Source organism: Pseudomonas sp. LS44 (assembly GCF_024730785.1).
In the GTDB taxonomy this organism is placed as follows: Bacteria; Pseudomonadota; Gammaproteobacteria; order Pseudomonadales; family Pseudomonadaceae; genus Aquipseudomonas.
This window is the reverse complement of the sequence record NZ_CP102830.1, coordinates 611480-625926: the sequence shown is the minus strand read 5'-3', so window position 1 is coordinate 625926 and position 14447 is coordinate 611480. Positions and strand designations below refer to the sequence as shown.

Sequence of the window (14447 nt, the reverse complement as noted above, 5' to 3'; positions counted from 1 at the left end):
TCAAAAGGATGACTTAGGCAGCCCTCACGCGGCGGTGTCGCGGAGAGCTCTTGAACGAGCCCCTTGAAACACAGGGCACCGTTTCCCCCTTATCTTATGGGATAGGCAAACGACTGTGTTTATGACTACCAGCGCAGTCAATGAACGGCTGGACTTCCTCAAGACTCATCGGGTTGCTCAGTCGGTAGACCCGCCACGGGTCGCCCTGATAGGGCTCGAAGTCATCATCCTTCGCCGAATAAACTTCCAGCCCACGGGCGCCTTCCCGGAACACCGCACCTTCAACCTCGTAGTATTTCTCACCCATAACGTCCTCCTTAACCACAAGATCATGTGGATGCGCGCACGGCGCCTTGGTCAACGGCGCAGAACCATGTTGATTAAACGGAAGCCCAGTCTCGGTCCACAGCTATAAACGGTCTCGGTCTCGGTCTCAGTTCCGGTTCACGACCACTGACGGTTTCGATTCGCGACTGCGCAATTGCATCGCACTTGACCGCCCAATTGCATTGCCGCTGACCAGTCAATTGCATTCGTGCTGACCACCGTTTGCATCTGACTTGACCAGTACACGCCGAAGAGGCGAACGGCAGAGAACGGCCAAAGGCAGCCCTTCAGGCTTAGAGAGCACTCGCCTCCTTCCGCGCAACAGCAACCGCTAAGGCGTGATCACAACCCCGCACTTGCGCCACTGTGCCGGCGTCTGTCCTGCGTGGGTTCTGAACAGCCGCACGAAGAAACTCACGTTCTCGTAGCCCACCTCGTAGGCAATCGCCTTGAACGACAGGCCGGTAGCCAGCAGCAGTTCTTGGCCTTGTCGATCCACACCTTCTGCACATAGAGGCTGGGTGGCAGCCGGGTCGCCTGTTGGAAACGTCGCTTCAGTGTGCGCTCGGCCAGACCGATTTCGCGGCCCATGCTCTCGATAGTGATGGCTTCGGCATAGTGCGACTCGATCCAGTTGCCACCCATCGACGGCTCCATTCCTCTCCAATCGAGACCGAAAAGGTCGGCATGAAGCTGTACTTGCCCAAGTAGCGCGGCCAAAGGCGATGAGGGAAAGACCGCGCAAGGTTGATAGATGGCGCACAACTGGTTTTCCTTGGTTTTATTCGGTTGGCGTCATGGCGGGTAATTGCCACTGCCCATTGCTCACTTCCGGCTTGGGCATGTAGATGCGTAGCACGCCATAGAAGGGGCCGTTGGGGGCGGGCAGCCAGTTGCTTTCCTTGGTCTTGCCGGGCGATTGCCGTTGCACATACAGGGTCAACCCACCATCGGCATCCTTCTTCAGGCTGTCGAGCATGCGCGAGTTGATCAGGTAACGATTGAGGGGGTTGTCGACCAGCAGTTTGCTTTTGCCGTCGTACATGGTCAGCGACCAGAAGGCCTTGGCTGGCGGTAGTTGGCCTTTCTTGAAGCGCAGCGTGTAGCTGTGGCTGGCGGCGTTGACTGGTTTGCCAGTGCTGTCGACGAAGTAGCCGATGTAGCTGGCCTCTTCGGAAGAGTTGCCAAAGATGCCCATGTTGGCACCGGCATAGCGGTACAGGTAATTGTTGTTGAGGTGCTGGCGGCTACCGAAGAGGTCGCCGCTGGTGACCTGGTGGGTGTCCACCTTGGCCTTCTTGAAGGCGGCGAATTCGCTCTTGCCGTCGTCGATACCGGCCTGCAAGGCCTTGAGCTGCTCGGCACTGAGGGTGCTTTCATCGAAAGACAGACCCGGGCCCACGTCGATCTTGGCGAAACGCGCCATCAGCGCCTTCTCGCTGGGGTGGCTGGGGGCAAACGCGAGCATGAAGTCGAGGTAGCGGAACAGCGCCGGCGTGGCGGACATGTCGGCTTGCGGCTTGGGCCAGTCCACCGCTGGAGCTGCGGCGATGGCCGGCTTACCGAGAAAGGCGCTGAGGGTCTTCACGCCATAGCCCTGCTGGATCTGCTTGACCTTGGCCAGGTCCTGGTCATCGAACAGCTGGGTGCGGTACAGGCCGTAGGCGATGGCGCTTTCGCTACGGAGCACGGCGTCGATCCCGGCGGGTTTCTCGCCCTGCCAGGCTGGTCCGGCGATCAGAAAGTTGCCACCTTTATTGCCTGTTGCGCGGGAGCCCAGGTAGGCAAAGTTCTGCGTATAGAGGTCGATCAGCTGGGTGGAGTAGTAGCGGCCCTCTTCGATGGCTGGCAGGGTCAGTACCAATGGCTCGGCACGCAGGTCCATCCAGATAAAGGAGTAGGGCGTGTCCGAGTTGGGGGTGACGAAGGCGCTGTCCTTGGGCGTGAAGATATTCGCCGTGTTGCCGATCTGGTTGAACGCGGCCTTGAAGTTCGGCCCATCTTTATCCACTGCCTGGGTGTAGAGGGTCTTGTACATCTCCACCACCGGGAAGCCGTACAGGTAGGCTTCCTTGGCGATGGCCCGGGCTTCGGCCGGGGTGGCGCTGAAGTCGGCGTGCGCCGCTGCGCTGAGCAGCAAGGAGATGCCGGCTGCTGCCAGGCTGTTGCGTGCAAGTGCGGTCATTGATTTGTGCTCCGATCCATTTGAGAGTTTTATCCGCTTCAATTATTCAGCCGGCATGACGGCCGGTGACTGCCAGCGGTTTCCAGCAGTTCCGGCTTGGGCCAGTAGTAGCGGATGTCTACTTGGCTTCTCCGAACAAAGCGCCTTTCAGCGCGCCTTCAAACGCTGGACCGGCATGACGCCAGGTCAATATCGCAGAAGCCACATTACGCCTTCAGGTAAGTCCTCACCTTCATGGTGAAATACTCGCGGCACACTTGGGCATGCCTAGGCAAGCCGGGGCGATTTATTAACCCCAACCGCAGTTACATAAAACGTAGGGGAGAGCCGTCTGCGCCCCTCCCTGAGCCGGGAAGCCCTACAACGAGCTCACCAGGTGCCCACCATCAACGGCCAACACACTGCCGGTCATGAACGCGCCGGCGTCGCTGGCGAGCAGCAGGAACGGGCCTTCCAGCTCGTGCAGGTTGCCCAGCCGGCCCATCGGCACGCTGTCGCGGATGTAGGCCTGGCCCTTTTCGCTGCTGAAGAACGCGTCGTTCATCTCGGTCTGGAAGTAGCCGGGAGCGATGGCGTTGACGCGGATATCGTGGCGCGCCAGTTCAAGCGCCAGCGACTTGGTCAGCTGCACCACGCCGGCCTTGGCCGCGCAGTAGTGGCTGTAACCGGTGCCGACGCGCAGGCCGAGGATCGAGGCGATGTTGACGATGCTGCCCGGCCGGTCGGCTTTGCTCAGGCGCTGGGCGGCAACCTGGGCGACGCGCCAGACGCCATCCAGGTTGGTCGACAGCATAGCGCGCCAGTCTTCCTCGCTGATTTCCAGCACGCGCTGACCGTTGCCGATGCCGGCGTTGTTGAGCACCACGTCGACCACGCCGAAGCGCGCCTCGGCGGCGTCGAACGCCGCCTCGACGCTGGCGCGGTCGGTGACGTCGAGGGCCACGCTGAGCGCTTCGCCGTTCTCGAACTCGATGTCGCGCTGCACTTCGGCGAGGCGTTCGCCGCGCCGCGCGGCGAGCACCACGTGGGCGCCGGCACGCGCGGCGACCCGCGCCAGGTGCGCACCGATACCGCTGGAGGCGCCGGTGACCAGCACCACCTTGCCGTTCAGGGAGAAGCTACGGAAAGCACTCATCACAACACCTCGAACAGGCCGGCAGCACCCATGCCGCCGCCGACGCACATGGTGATCACCACGTACTTCACGCCGCGGCGCTTACCTTCCAGCAGGGCGTGGCCGACCATCCGCGCGCCGCTCATGCCGTAGGGGTGGCCGATGGCGATGGCGCCGCCGTTGACGTTGAGCTTGGCCGGGTCGATACCGAGTTTCTCGGCGCAGTACAGCACCTGGCAGGCGAAGGCTTCGTTGAGTTCCCACAGGCCGATGTCGTCGACGCTCAGGCCGTGCTGCTTGAGCAGCTTGGGCACCGCCAGTACCGGGCCGATGCCCATCTCTTCCGGGGCCAGACCGGCCATGGCGATGCCGCGATACAGGCCCAGTGGTTGCAGGTTGCGCTGCGAGGCCAGGCGGCCATCCATCAGCACGCAGGCGCTGGCGCCGTCGGACAGCTGGCTGGCGTTGCCGGCGGTGATGCAGCCACCGTCGATCACCGGCTTGAGCTTGCTGAGGTCGCCGAGCACGGTCTGCGGACGGTTGCCTTCGTCGAGGCTGAGGGTGACTTCTTCGAAGCTGACCGCGCCACTGGCCTTGTCGACCACCTGCTTGGTGGCGGTAACCGGCACGATTTCGCCCTCGAACAGCCCGTCGCGCTGGGCGGCGGCGGTGCGCAGCTGCGACTGCAGCGAGTAGGCATCCTGCGCTTCACGGCTGATGCCGTAGCGCGCGGCGACCAGCTCGGCGGTCTGCAGCATCGGCATATAGGCGTGCGCGGCGTGGCGGGTGACCAGCTCGTCGCGCTCGGCCATCGCCCACTCCATGTTCTTGTTCTGCACCAGGCTGATGTGTTCCTGGCCGGCACCGATGGTCACCGCCATGCCGTCGACCATGATCTGCTTGGCGGCGGTGGCAATCGCCATCAGCCCGGACGCGCACTGGCGGTCGAGGGTCTGGCCGCTCACCGACAGCGGCAGTCCGGAGGCCAGCGCGGCCATGCGCCCGAGGTTCCAGCCGGCGGTACCGCCGGGCATCGCGGTGCCCATCACCAGGTCTTCGATCTCGGCGGCGTCGATCCCGGCGCGCTCGACCGCGGCGCGGATCGCATAGCTGGCCATGCTCGGCGACTTGAGGTTGTTGAACGCGCCACGGAAGGCCTTGGCGATCGGGGTACGGACGGTGGAGAGGATGACTGCTTCTTTCATTTGGAGTGGTCCTGGATGTGGGTGTTTGCTTCTGTTCCCTCGCCTCTCTGGGGTGAGGGTTAGGGAGAGGGATGGGCGTTCAGGTCAGCAACTGTGCGCGCCCGTTCCCCTCACTCCCAGCCCCTCTCCCGTAAACGGGAGAGGGGAGCTTGTGCGGCGTTTGCCTATGGCTTGTATGTGGTTGCTGCGTTCAGATCTTCTCGATACGGGTCTTGCCGGCGGCGACCAGGCGCTCCAGCAGCGAGGCCGGCTGGAACCACATTTCGCCGTAGACGCCGAGTTCCTTGCGGTAGCGCTGGATGCCGGCCAGCACCTTGTCCAGGCCGAGGGTTTCCGCGTAGTGCATCGGGCCGCCGACGTGCGCCGGGAAGCCGTAGCCGTTGATCCATACCAGGTCGATGTCGCTGGCTCGCAGGGCGATGCCCTCGTCGAGCAGCTGGATGCCTTCGTTGATCAGCATGAACAGGCAGCGGTCGTGGATTTCCACGTCGGTAATCTCGCTGCGCCGGGCGACGCCCAGCTCGGCGGCGGCGCGCGCGGCGATTTCCGCGACTTCCGGGTCTTCCTTGCGGTCACGGCCTTCGTACAGGTAGAAGCCGCGGCCGGTCTTCTGGCCGTAGCGGCCGAGCTTGTACAGCTCGTTGCCGACGATGTGGTAGCCCGCATCGTGGCTGGTGGCGGCCAGGTTGGATTGGCGCACCAGGAAGTTCACGTCGACGCCGGCCAGGTCGAGCATGGTCAGCACGCCCATGTTCAGGTCGAGGCCGGTGAGCACGTTGTCCACCTGCCCCGGGGTGGCGCCTTCGAGGACCAGGCGGTGTGCCTCGCGCGAGTAGGGTTCGAGCATGCGGTTGCCGATGAAACCGAAGCACACCCCGGAGACCACCGCCAGCTTGCCGATCTGCTTGGCGACTTTCATGGTGGTGGCCAGCACGTCCGGGGCAGTCTCGCGGCCACGCACCACCTCCAGCAGGCGCATGACGTTGGCCGGGCTGAAGAAGTGCAGGCCGATCACGTCCTGCGGGCGCCGGGTGAAGGCGGCGATCTGGTCGACGTCCAGCGACGAGGTGTTGCTGGCGAGGATCGCGCCCGGCTTGCACACCTGATCGAGACGGCGGAACACCTGCTCCTTGATCTCCATCTTCTCGAACACCGCCTCGATCACCAGGTCGGCGTCGGCCAGGTCGGCGTAGTCGAGGGTGCCTTGCAGCAGGGTCATGCGCTGTTCCAGCTGGGCGTCGCTGAGCTTGCCGCGCTTGACGCTGATCTCGTAGTTCTTGCGGATCTGCACCAGGCCGCGGTCCAGCGCCTCGCCCTTGAGCTCCAGCAGCTTCACCGCGATACCGGCGTTGGCGAAGTTCATGGCGATGCCGCCGCCCATGGTGCCGGCGCCGATCACCGCGACCTTGTCGATCTTGCGCAGCGGGGTGTCGCTGCCGATGCCGGGGATCCGCCCGGCTTCGCGCTCGGCGAAGAACACGTGGCGCAGCGCGCGCGATTCGGCGGAGGCTTCGGCCTGTTTGAACAGCGCGCGCTCCTCGGCGAGCCCTTCGCTGAGCGGCAGGCGGCAGCTGGCCTCGACCGCGGCGACCACGCGACGCGGCGCCTGGCGGCTCTTCCAGCGCGGCGCGTTGGCGGCGAGGAACTGGCTGAAGAAGTCCGCGGCGATGCTCTCGCCCGGGTTGGCGAACGGCGTGGTGCGGCGTGCCGGAGCGTTCTGCGCGATCAGCTCGCGGGCCAGTTCGCGGGCGCTGTCGAGCAGCGCCTCGGGGCTGCCGGCCAGGCGGTCGAGCAGGCCCAGTTCGAGGGCGCGTGCGGCGTTCATCGGCTGACCGGAGAGCATCAGGTCCAGCGCCGGCTCGACGCCGATCAGGCGCGGCAGGCGCTGGGTGCCGCCGGCGCCGGGCAGCAGGCCGAGGTTGATTTCCGGCAGGCCGAGGCGTGCCTTGGGCTCGCCAACGCGGTAACCGCAGGCCAGCGCCAGCTCCAGGCCGCCGCCGAGGGCGAAGGTGCCGATCGCGGCGATCAGCAGCTTGTCGATGCTGGTCAGACGCACCAGCACGTCGGGCAGCGAGGGCGCGGCGTGCGAAGCGCTGCTGCCGAATTCGGTGATGTCGGCACCGGCCGAAAACACACCCGTGTCGCCGTGCAGGATGATGGCTTTCACGCTGGCGTCGGCGGCAGCGCGTTCGCAGGCGTCGAGAATCGCGGCGCGCAGCGACTGGCCGAGGGAGTTGACCGGCGGGCGGGCCAGGCCGATCAGTGCCAGGCCGTCTTCGAGGCGGTAATTGATCAGGTCGCTCATGATGATTCCCTGTAACGTTTGAATACGGTTGATGAATGGAAACGGCGCGCGTTCAGCAGCGGCTCAAGTCCCGTAGGAGCGAATTAATTCGCGATGCAGGCCGCTTGGTGCCGCCCGCTTTTCGCGAATGAATTCGCTCCTACAGCCAGGCTCTGCCGGCAAGCTGCCGTTAGAACCAGTTGCTCTGCATGTCGTAGCTCAGGCGATTGCCGGCGCCGAGCAGGCGCGCCTTGGCCTCCAGCCCGGCCAGCTCCCAGTCCATGAAATAACGCGCGGCGTGCAGCTTGCCCCGGTAGAAGTCGGCCTCATTGCCGGTGGCGCCGGCGTGCAGGGCGCGGCTGGCGACCAGTGCCTGACGCAGCCAGATCCAGCCGACCAGCACCCGGCCGAACAGGTCGAGGTAGGCGGTGGCGTTGGAGAGGCCGAGGTTGGCATCGGCGGCGACCTGCGCCTGCAGATCGACGGTGACCCGCTCGAGGATGGCCAGCGCATCGGCCAGGGCCGCGGCCAGCGGCGCGCAGACGCTGTCGCCGGCGGCCTGGGTCAGGCTGGCGCGGACTTCGGTGAGGAACAGCCGGTAGCCCTTGCCACCGCGCTGACCGACCTTGCGGCCGAGCAGGTCGAGGCCGTGGATACCCTCGGTGCCTTCATGAATCGGGTTCAGGCGGTTGTCGCGGTAGTACTGTTCCAGCGGGTACTCGCGGATGTAGCCGGAGCCGCCGAGGATCTGGATGCCGAGATCGGAGGCAATCACGCCGTACTTCGACGGATAGGACTTGACCATCGGGATCAGCAGGTCGAGCAGTTCGGCGGCGTCCTCGCGGGCGGCCTGCTCGGGCGCGGTGTGGGCGTCCTCGAACAAGCTGCTGGCGTACAGGCACAGCGACAGGCTGCCCTCGGCGTAAACCTTCTGCTGCAGCAGCATGCGCCGCACGTCAGCGTGCTCGACGATGCGAACCTGCGGCGCCAGCGGGTCCTTGCTGCCCGGCAGGCGGCCCTGCGGACGCTCGCGGGCGTAGTCGAGGGCATGGATGTAGCTCTGGTAAGCCAGCGCCGAAGCGCCCAGGGCCACCCCGATGCGCGCCTCGTTCATCAGCTGGAACATGTAGGCGAGGCCCTTGTTGGCCTCGCCTACCAGGTAGCCGACCGCGCCGTCCTTCTCGCCGAAGCTGAGCACGGTGGAGGTGGTGTTGCGGTAACCCAGCTTGTGCAGCAGGCCGGCCAGCGCCACGTCGTTGCGTGCGCCGCGGCTGCCGTCAGCGTTGACCAGGAATTTCGGCACCAGGAACAGCGAGATGCCCTTGACCCCGGCCGGTGCGCCGTCGATGCGCGCCAGGACCATGTGCACGATGTTGTCGGTCAGCTCGTGGTCGCCGCCGGAGATGAACATCTTCTGGCCGAACACCCGGTAACTGCCGTCCTCGGCCGGCCGCGCGGTGGTGCGGATGTCGCCGAGCGCCGAGCCCTGGCCCGGTTCGGTCAGCGCCATGGTGCCGCTGTAGCGGCCGTCGAGCATCGGCGGCAGGAAGCGCTGGCGCAGGGTATCGCCGGCGAAACCCTTGACCAGGTTGGCGGCGCCGATGGTCAGGAAGGAGTAGCCGGCGGTGGCGATGTTGGCGGCGTTGAAGTAGGCCATGCAGGCGCGCAGCAGCACTTCCGGCAGCTGCAGGCCGCCGTCCTCGGCGTCGTGGTGCGCGGCATGAAAGCCGGCGGCGGCGAGGGCGTCCCAGGCGGCCTTGGTTTCCGGGATCAGGCTGACCTTCTCGCCGTCGAAGGTCGGCTCGTTAGCGTCGGCCTTCTGGTTGTGCGGCGCCAGGTACTCGGCGGCGATGGCGCGTGCGGTCTCCAAGGTGGCGTCGAACACGGCGCGGTCGTGCTCGGCATAGCGCGGGCGTTGCAGCAGCGCTTCGGTGTCGAGCATCTCGTAGAGCTGGAAGCTCAGTTCGCGCTCGTTGAGCAGCTTGTCAGTCATGGTGTTCTCGTCAGGCGGAGATAGGCCCAGCGATGCCGGGCCGAACTGACAAGCGTTGTAGCAGCCGCGCGATGGCGCGCGCGTCCAACCGAGGGTGGATTTACGGGTGGAGGCGGTGGAAATCAGGTGGAGTACAGGCCCAATCAGTGATCCAGCAACTTCAGGCGCCGCGCGGCCTGCAGTGCCGTCTCGCGGTCTGTGGCATCCAGCTTGCGAAAGAGTTTGTTGATGTGGGTCTTCACCGTACTCAGGCCAATGAACAACCCCTCCGCGATCTGCTGGTTGCCCTGTCCACTGGCCATGCGCCGCAGCACGTCCTGCTCACGACGGGTCAGGGGCTCGACCAGCGTCTCATGCACACCCTCCCCCGCCAGCAACCCTGGCAGCCAAGTCGTCAATTGCTCGCGAGGCGGCAGCGGTTCGAGCCCAGCCTGTCGACGGTACTGCGGATTGAACAGCTGGCGCAGCTCCTCCCGCAGACCGCGACCTTCCCGGTGGAGCAATTGGCCAAAGCCGTACAGCACCGCCAGTTGCAGTGCCTGCTCGAGGCTCGCCTCCATCTCGGTCCGACGATTCAGGTCCAGGTTCAGAGTGGCCTCAAGCAGATGCCATTGAAGCTGCAGCAGCAGGTTGCCCTCCGCCAGGGCCTTGTGCAGCGATTCGTCGGCAATACGCGCCGCCGCCCCATGCTGCCCCAGGTGCCGCTGGACCCAGGCGTACGCCAGATGCTCTTCCGGCATCACCTCGCCATAGTACCGACGGCACCAGTGCCACTCTTCCAGCCAGACGAGAATGAACTCTTCGTCGTGCTCGCGCACCGCCAGATGCACACGTCCAGCGCCAGCCAGCCGATACAGGCCGAACAGTTGGTAGTGGCGAGCCAGGCGCCGCGCCTCATCCCAGCGGCGGCGCGCCTGTTCTACATCTCCCCGGGCTTCCGCCAGACAGGCCTGGTGATGCAGGACCCAGGGAAGCGCCGCGCAGTGCACCACATCGAGTGCAAGGGCTTCTGCCTGCGCCAGGCGCTGTGCCGCCGCCTCGAACTGGTTGCGTTGCAGCAGCACCAGTCCCTGACCCAGATGCAGGTAGAGGTCGTAGAAACTCTGCGAGACGCTGACTGGAAGCTCCTGGGCCAGCCCCAGGAAACGCTGCTCCGCCTCAGCAAGTTGGCCACGGCTCAGCTCAATCTGCGCAAGCAGCAGGTGCAGGCTGTTGGTGTAGCCACGGAAGCCCAGCGTGGTCAGCTCCTCCAGGGCCACAGTGGCGCAGCGATGCGCCTCTTCCGATCGGCCCAGGGCGAACAGGCAGCTGGCCTGATTGAACTGCAGTACCGCGCCTGCCGCATTCCGCTGCGGATACTGCTGCAGTGCCTCGGTCACCAGTCGCAGGCCGTGGTTGAAGTTCCCGCCAAGCACCGCGAGCCGACTGCGCAGAAAAGCCACCGTCTGGTGAGAGCGTTCGGGGCGATGAAGGGGCGCCGACTCGCTGCGCAGCAGACGTTGCAGACGCAGCAGGCAGTTGCGTGCGCGGGCGATGTCGTTCGTGGCGATAACCGTGCTGGCTTCGGTAATCGCCAGGGTCAAGTGATCGCTGTCCTGCTCGGGCAGGACAGCCAGGAAATCAACGATGGAGCCGATCCGGCCCTGGCGCAGCAAGTCAAAGCTGTGCTGCTCGACTACCGCCAGGAGGCGGTTGTACTCACGTGCCCGCCCCAGTTGCTGAACAGCCTCCGCATAGCGTCTATTGTCCAGCAGCCAGTCGGCCGCCTTCCGGTGCAGCGTCTGCAGCACTTCCGGGGGGCGGCCCTGCAATCGCAGGTAACCGGTGCCGCGCACTGCCGGGTGGTAACGGTAGGTCGGGCGTTCGTCCGGACGCTGCGGGGTCAACAGGTCCCGACGCAGCAGTCGGCGGATGGCCTCGTCGGCCCGGGCATTGCCGCTGAGCTGAGCGGCCAGCCGCTCATCGAACGAGCCCACTACCGATGTGCACTCAATGAATCGCACCAGATCCACCGGGAGATCAGCCAACAACGACTCCTCCAGGAAGCTGGCGACGTGAGTCGTCATCCGCGCCTTTATGCCCTCCGGACTGAATCCGGGCTCCTCTGCATGAGCCGCCAGTCCCAGAAGTACGGCACTGATCCAACCCTCGCTGCTAGCACGAAGCCGGTATATGGCGTCGGCACTCAGGCTTAGCCCACGCGCTTGGGCCAGCGCCTCAATCTGAGCGCTATCGAGAGACAGATCAGTCGCCTCCAGCAACTGCAAGCGCTGATCGCGACGCAATTGGCTGATAGCCAGCGCCGGCAGACCCTGGCTCGCGCCCACCAGATGCAGAGTCGAAGGGCCGAATTCCAGCAATTCGTTCAGATACGCGCAGGCGCCACGGGCCCGCAGGTGATGGAGATCGTCGAGGAATAGTGTGAAGCGCTCGCTGCGTCGCTCCAGGTAGTCGACAATCACACCCCAAAGTGCCTCCTCCGAAGCACCCGGTAGTTCAGACGGCAGTCCCAGTGCCGCAGCCAGGTGAGTCAGGAACACCCGCGGCCTATTGTCGGCCGTTGCGCAACGCATCCAGGCCCAGGCGCCCTTCAGGCTGGCGGCATACTGCGCCATGAGGATGCTCTTGCCATAACCCAGCGGAGCACTTAGCAGACTCAACCTGCAAGCGCCTTGTCCCGCTTCCTCCAACCGCTTCAGTAACGGCAGGCGCACTACCTCGCCGGTCGGAAGCGAAGGCGGTCTGAGTCGCCCTTGGTTCAGCGCCGGGACAGGCATCATCAGGGCCGCGATTGATCTGCTGGAAAGGTTAGGCAATGTTGGAATTCCTAGTATCGATGGCATTCTTATTCAACCTGAAACGCGCACATATGGTCGATCTCCCCCTGAAGAAGAACCGCGAATCGTCACGGTCGCCCCCTAGCAGCTGCCCGTCTCGTTGATTGCACAAGAGGTGCTGCATAGCCATCGATGGCCTGTCCCGGGGATAGTCCAAGCATAGGCCGGGGATGTCTACCGGAGCGGGGGTAGTCCAGGACGGCGTGCCAATCTTGAGTGCACGCGAACTGGAGGTGCTGACGCTGATCGCCCAGGGCCGCTCCAACCTGGAGATCGCCGAGCGCCTGTTTATCTCTCTGTACACGGTGAAGACCCACGCCCGGCGCATCAACAGCAAGTTCAAGGTCGAGCGGCGTACCCAGGCGGTGACGCAAGCCAAGGGGCTCGGGCTACTGGACTGAGCCAGGCTCGGCAAATCGCTCCCTAGCCTTCCGCCAGGCGAGTCACCCGCCAGGGGCAGCCTCGCCAGGCTGGCTTTGGCGCTTCTGCGGTCCGCGCAAAGCTGCGCCGTAGAGCTGTTGTCGGGTTGTGGGTGCGCTCGAGTACTCCTTTGTGGTGATACGAGAAAATCCGCACTTAGTGCGCTTATCCAGCCAAGGCGCTCTGGGTAGGGTGCGCACCTGCTTTCATCCAGACAGGAATGCCGCATGTCAACAATAAAAAGGCCTCTAATCCTCCGTCCCCAAGCGCTAGCACTGGCTGTCTCCCTGGGCTTGAGTGCCCAGGCGCAGGCCGTGAACTTCAATATCGGGGAAATCGAAGGGCAATTCGATTCGTCGCTGTCGGTAGGCGCCAGTTGGTCGATGCGTTCGCCCGACCCTGATCTGTACAGCACGTTTAGCGGTGGTAAGGGTCAGTCCTCCACCACCGACGACGGCCGCCTGAACTTCAAGAAGGGCGAAACCTTCTCGAAGATCTTCAAGGGCATCCACGACCTCGAGCTGAAGTACGGCGACAGTGGCGTGTTCGTACGCGGTAAGTACTGGTATGACTTCGAGCTGAAGGACGAAAGCCGTCTGTTCAAAGACATCGACGACCAAGGCCGCAAGGAAGGCGCCAAGTCCGCTGGATATCAGCTGCTGGATGCCTTCGTCTACCACAACTACACCATCGGCGAGCTGCCGGGCAGCGCGCGGGTCGGCAAGCAAGTGGTGAGCTGGGGCGAGAGCACCTTCATCGGTAACTCGATCAACAGCATCAACCCGGTCGACGCCGCGGCGTTCCGCCGTCCGGGCGCCGAGCTCAAGGAAGGCTTGATTCCGGTCAACATGCTCTATGTCTCGCAGAGCCTGACCGACAGCCTGTCAGCCGAGGCCTTCTACCAGCTGGAGTGGGACCAGACCGTCATCGACAACTGCGGTACCTTCTTCTCCACTGCCGATATCGTCGCCGACGGCTGCGCCACCAACCTCACCGCTGCCTCGCCGACCATCAAGCCGCTGCAGCCGATCGCCGCCGCCCGTGGCCAAGGCTTCGATGTCACCGGCGAGGGGGTGATTATCCCGCGCTCCGGTGACCGTGATGCACGCGATTCCGGCCAGTTCGGCACCGCCCTGCGCTGGCTCGGCGAGGAAACCGAGTACGCCGCGTACTTCATGAACTACCACAGCCGCACCCCGTTCCTCAGCAATACCACTGCGAGCAGAGCGACTCTGGGGCAAATCGGTGGCATCTCCGCTGCAGGCGCTGCCGCAGGCCGCGCGGCCGCTTTGGCGCAGGGTGCAACGGCGGCCCAGGCACTCGCCGCGGCCCAAGCAGCAGGCTCCGGCCTGGCGCAGAGCACCGTGCTCGGCAACTCCAGCTACTTCATGGAGTACCCGGAAGACATCCAGCTCTATGGTCTGAGCTTCTCCACCACGCTGTCCACCGGCACCGCCTGGGGCGGTGAAATCAGCTACCGGCCGAATGCGCCGGTACAGCTGAACACCACCGACATGACCCGCACCCTGCTCAATCCGATCGCCCCGGGGACTTCGCCGATCGCCACCGCGGCGGGCCAGGACAACCACGGCTACCGGCGCAAGGAGATCACCCAGGCGCAGACCAGCCTGACGCACTTCTTCGATCAGGTGCTGGGCGCCGAGCGCCTGACCCTGGTCGGTGAAGTCGGCCTGACACACGTCGGCGGCCTGGAGTCCACTCGCGAGCTGCGTTACGGCCGCGACCCGCTGTACGGCAACTTCGGCTTCGAGGGCGATACCCACGGTTTCGTCACCGCCAACTCCTGGGGCTACCGTGCCCGCGCGATCCTCGATTACTCAAACGTGATCGCCGGCATCAACTTCAAACCGAACCTGGCCTGGTCGCATGACGTCGACGGCTACGGCCCCAACGGCCTGTTCAACGAAGGCGCCAAGGCCGTCAGCCTGGGGGTCGATGCCGAATACCGGAACACCTACACCGCCAGCCTCAGTTACACCGATTTCTTCGGCGGTGCGTACAACACCCTGATCGACCGCGACTTCCTCGCGCTCAGCGCTGGCGTGAACTTCTAAGAGGTAA

9 protein-coding genes and 2 pseudogenes are annotated in these 14447 nt (G+C 64.6%); 3 read left to right on the top strand and 8 right to left on the bottom strand.

Annotation, left to right across the window (positions count from 1 at the left end):
* Positions 1–94 precede the first annotated feature (94 nt).
* The 3 genes from NVV93_RS02810 to NVV93_RS02800 all read right to left on the bottom strand — a co-directional run bounded on the left by NVV93_RS02810 (position 95) and on the right by NVV93_RS02800 (position 2512).
* The gene (locus NVV93_RS02810; RefSeq protein WP_258252945.1) at positions 95–307 is read right to left on the bottom strand and encodes a hypothetical protein; all 213 of its coding nucleotides are present in this window, start codon (positions 305–307) and stop codon (positions 95–97) included.
* A gap of 351 nt (positions 308–658) precedes the next feature.
* Positions 659–826: a helix-turn-helix domain-containing protein gene (locus NVV93_RS02805; protein ID WP_258252944.1), complete on the bottom strand. Its 168-nt coding sequence runs from the start codon at positions 824–826 to the stop codon at positions 659–661.
* A gap of 282 nt (positions 827–1108) precedes the next feature.
* A complete protein-coding gene (locus tag NVV93_RS02800) occupies positions 1109–2512 on the bottom strand; it encodes a DUF1254 domain-containing protein (RefSeq protein WP_258252943.1) in 1404 nt (467 codons plus the stop codon).
* Positions 2513–2633: 121 nt separating this feature from the next.
* Between NVV93_RS02800 and NVV93_RS02795 the strand changes: the two are divergent.
* Positions 2634–2753: pseudogene (locus NVV93_RS02795) on the top strand (helix-turn-helix domain-containing protein); the annotation flags it as partial.
* A gap of 117 nt (positions 2754–2870) precedes the next feature.
* Here NVV93_RS02795 and NVV93_RS02790 read toward each other — a convergent pair.
* From NVV93_RS02790 to NVV93_RS02770, 5 genes are all read right to left on the bottom strand, one after another.
* Positions 2871–3647: an SDR family NAD(P)-dependent oxidoreductase gene (locus tag NVV93_RS02790; protein ID WP_258252942.1), complete on the bottom strand. Its 777-nt coding sequence runs from the start codon at positions 3645–3647 to the stop codon at positions 2871–2873.
* A complete protein-coding gene (locus NVV93_RS02785) occupies positions 3647–4831 on the bottom strand; it encodes an acetyl-CoA C-acyltransferase (RefSeq protein WP_258252941.1) in 1185 nt (394 codons plus the stop codon). The genes NVV93_RS02790 and NVV93_RS02785 overlap by 1 nt, the downstream gene beginning before the upstream one ends.
* A 190-nt stretch (positions 4832–5021) precedes the next feature.
* Positions 5022–7136, bottom strand: coding sequence for a 3-hydroxyacyl-CoA dehydrogenase NAD-binding domain-containing protein (locus tag NVV93_RS02780; RefSeq protein ID WP_258252940.1), 2115 nt, complete (start codon positions 7134–7136; stop codon positions 5022–5024).
* Positions 7137–7305: 169 nt separating this feature from the next.
* Positions 7306–9108, bottom strand: a complete 1803-nt coding sequence (locus NVV93_RS02775) for an acyl-CoA dehydrogenase (protein ID WP_258252939.1) — start codon at positions 9106–9108, stop codon at positions 7306–7308.
* A gap of 143 nt (positions 9109–9251) precedes the next feature.
* On the bottom strand, positions 9252–11768 hold the full coding sequence (locus NVV93_RS02770) for a LuxR C-terminal-related transcriptional regulator (RefSeq protein ID WP_258252938.1): 2517 nt from the start codon (positions 11766–11768) through the stop codon (positions 9252–9254).
* Between the two features lie 386 nt (positions 11769–12154).
* Here NVV93_RS02770 and NVV93_RS02765 point away from each other — a divergent pair.
* Both NVV93_RS02765 and NVV93_RS02760 read left to right on the top strand, forming a co-directional pair.
* Positions 12155–12346, top strand: a pseudogene (locus NVV93_RS02765) (response regulator transcription factor); the annotation flags it as partial.
* 246 nt (positions 12347–12592) lie between these two features.
* Positions 12593–14440: a DUF1302 domain-containing protein gene (locus NVV93_RS02760; protein ID WP_258252937.1), complete on the top strand. Its 1848-nt coding sequence runs from the start codon at positions 12593–12595 to the stop codon at positions 14438–14440.
* Positions 14441–14447: the final 7 nt, after the last annotated feature.

What these genes read in the sequence shown, in the direction of transcription:
- NVV93_RS02810 (WP_258252945.1), bottom strand. Translation starts at nt 307, where the DNA reads ATGGGTGAGAAATACTACGAGGTTGAAGGTGCGGTGTTCCGGGAAGGC.
- NVV93_RS02790 (WP_258252942.1), bottom strand. Translation starts at nt 3,647, where the DNA reads ATGAGTGCTTTCCGTAGCTTCTCCCTGAACGGCAAGGTGGTGCTGGTC.
- NVV93_RS02760 (WP_258252937.1), top strand. Translation starts at nt 12,593, where the DNA reads ATGTCAACAATAAAAAGGCCTCTAATCCTCCGTCCCCAAGCGCTAGCA.
- NVV93_RS02800 (WP_258252943.1), bottom strand. Translation starts at nt 2,512, where the DNA reads ATGACCGCACTTGCACGCAACAGCCTGGCAGCAGCCGGCATCTCCTTG.
- NVV93_RS02775 (WP_258252939.1), bottom strand. Translation starts at nt 9,108, where the DNA reads ATGACTGACAAGCTGCTCAACGAGCGCGAACTGAGCTTCCAGCTCTAC.
- NVV93_RS02780 (WP_258252940.1), bottom strand. Translation starts at nt 7,136, where the DNA reads ATGAGCGACCTGATCAATTACCGCCTCGAAGACGGCCTGGCACTGATC.
- NVV93_RS02785 (WP_258252941.1), bottom strand. Translation starts at nt 4,831, where the DNA reads ATGAAAGAAGCAGTCATCCTCTCCACCGTCCGTACCCCGATCGCCAAG.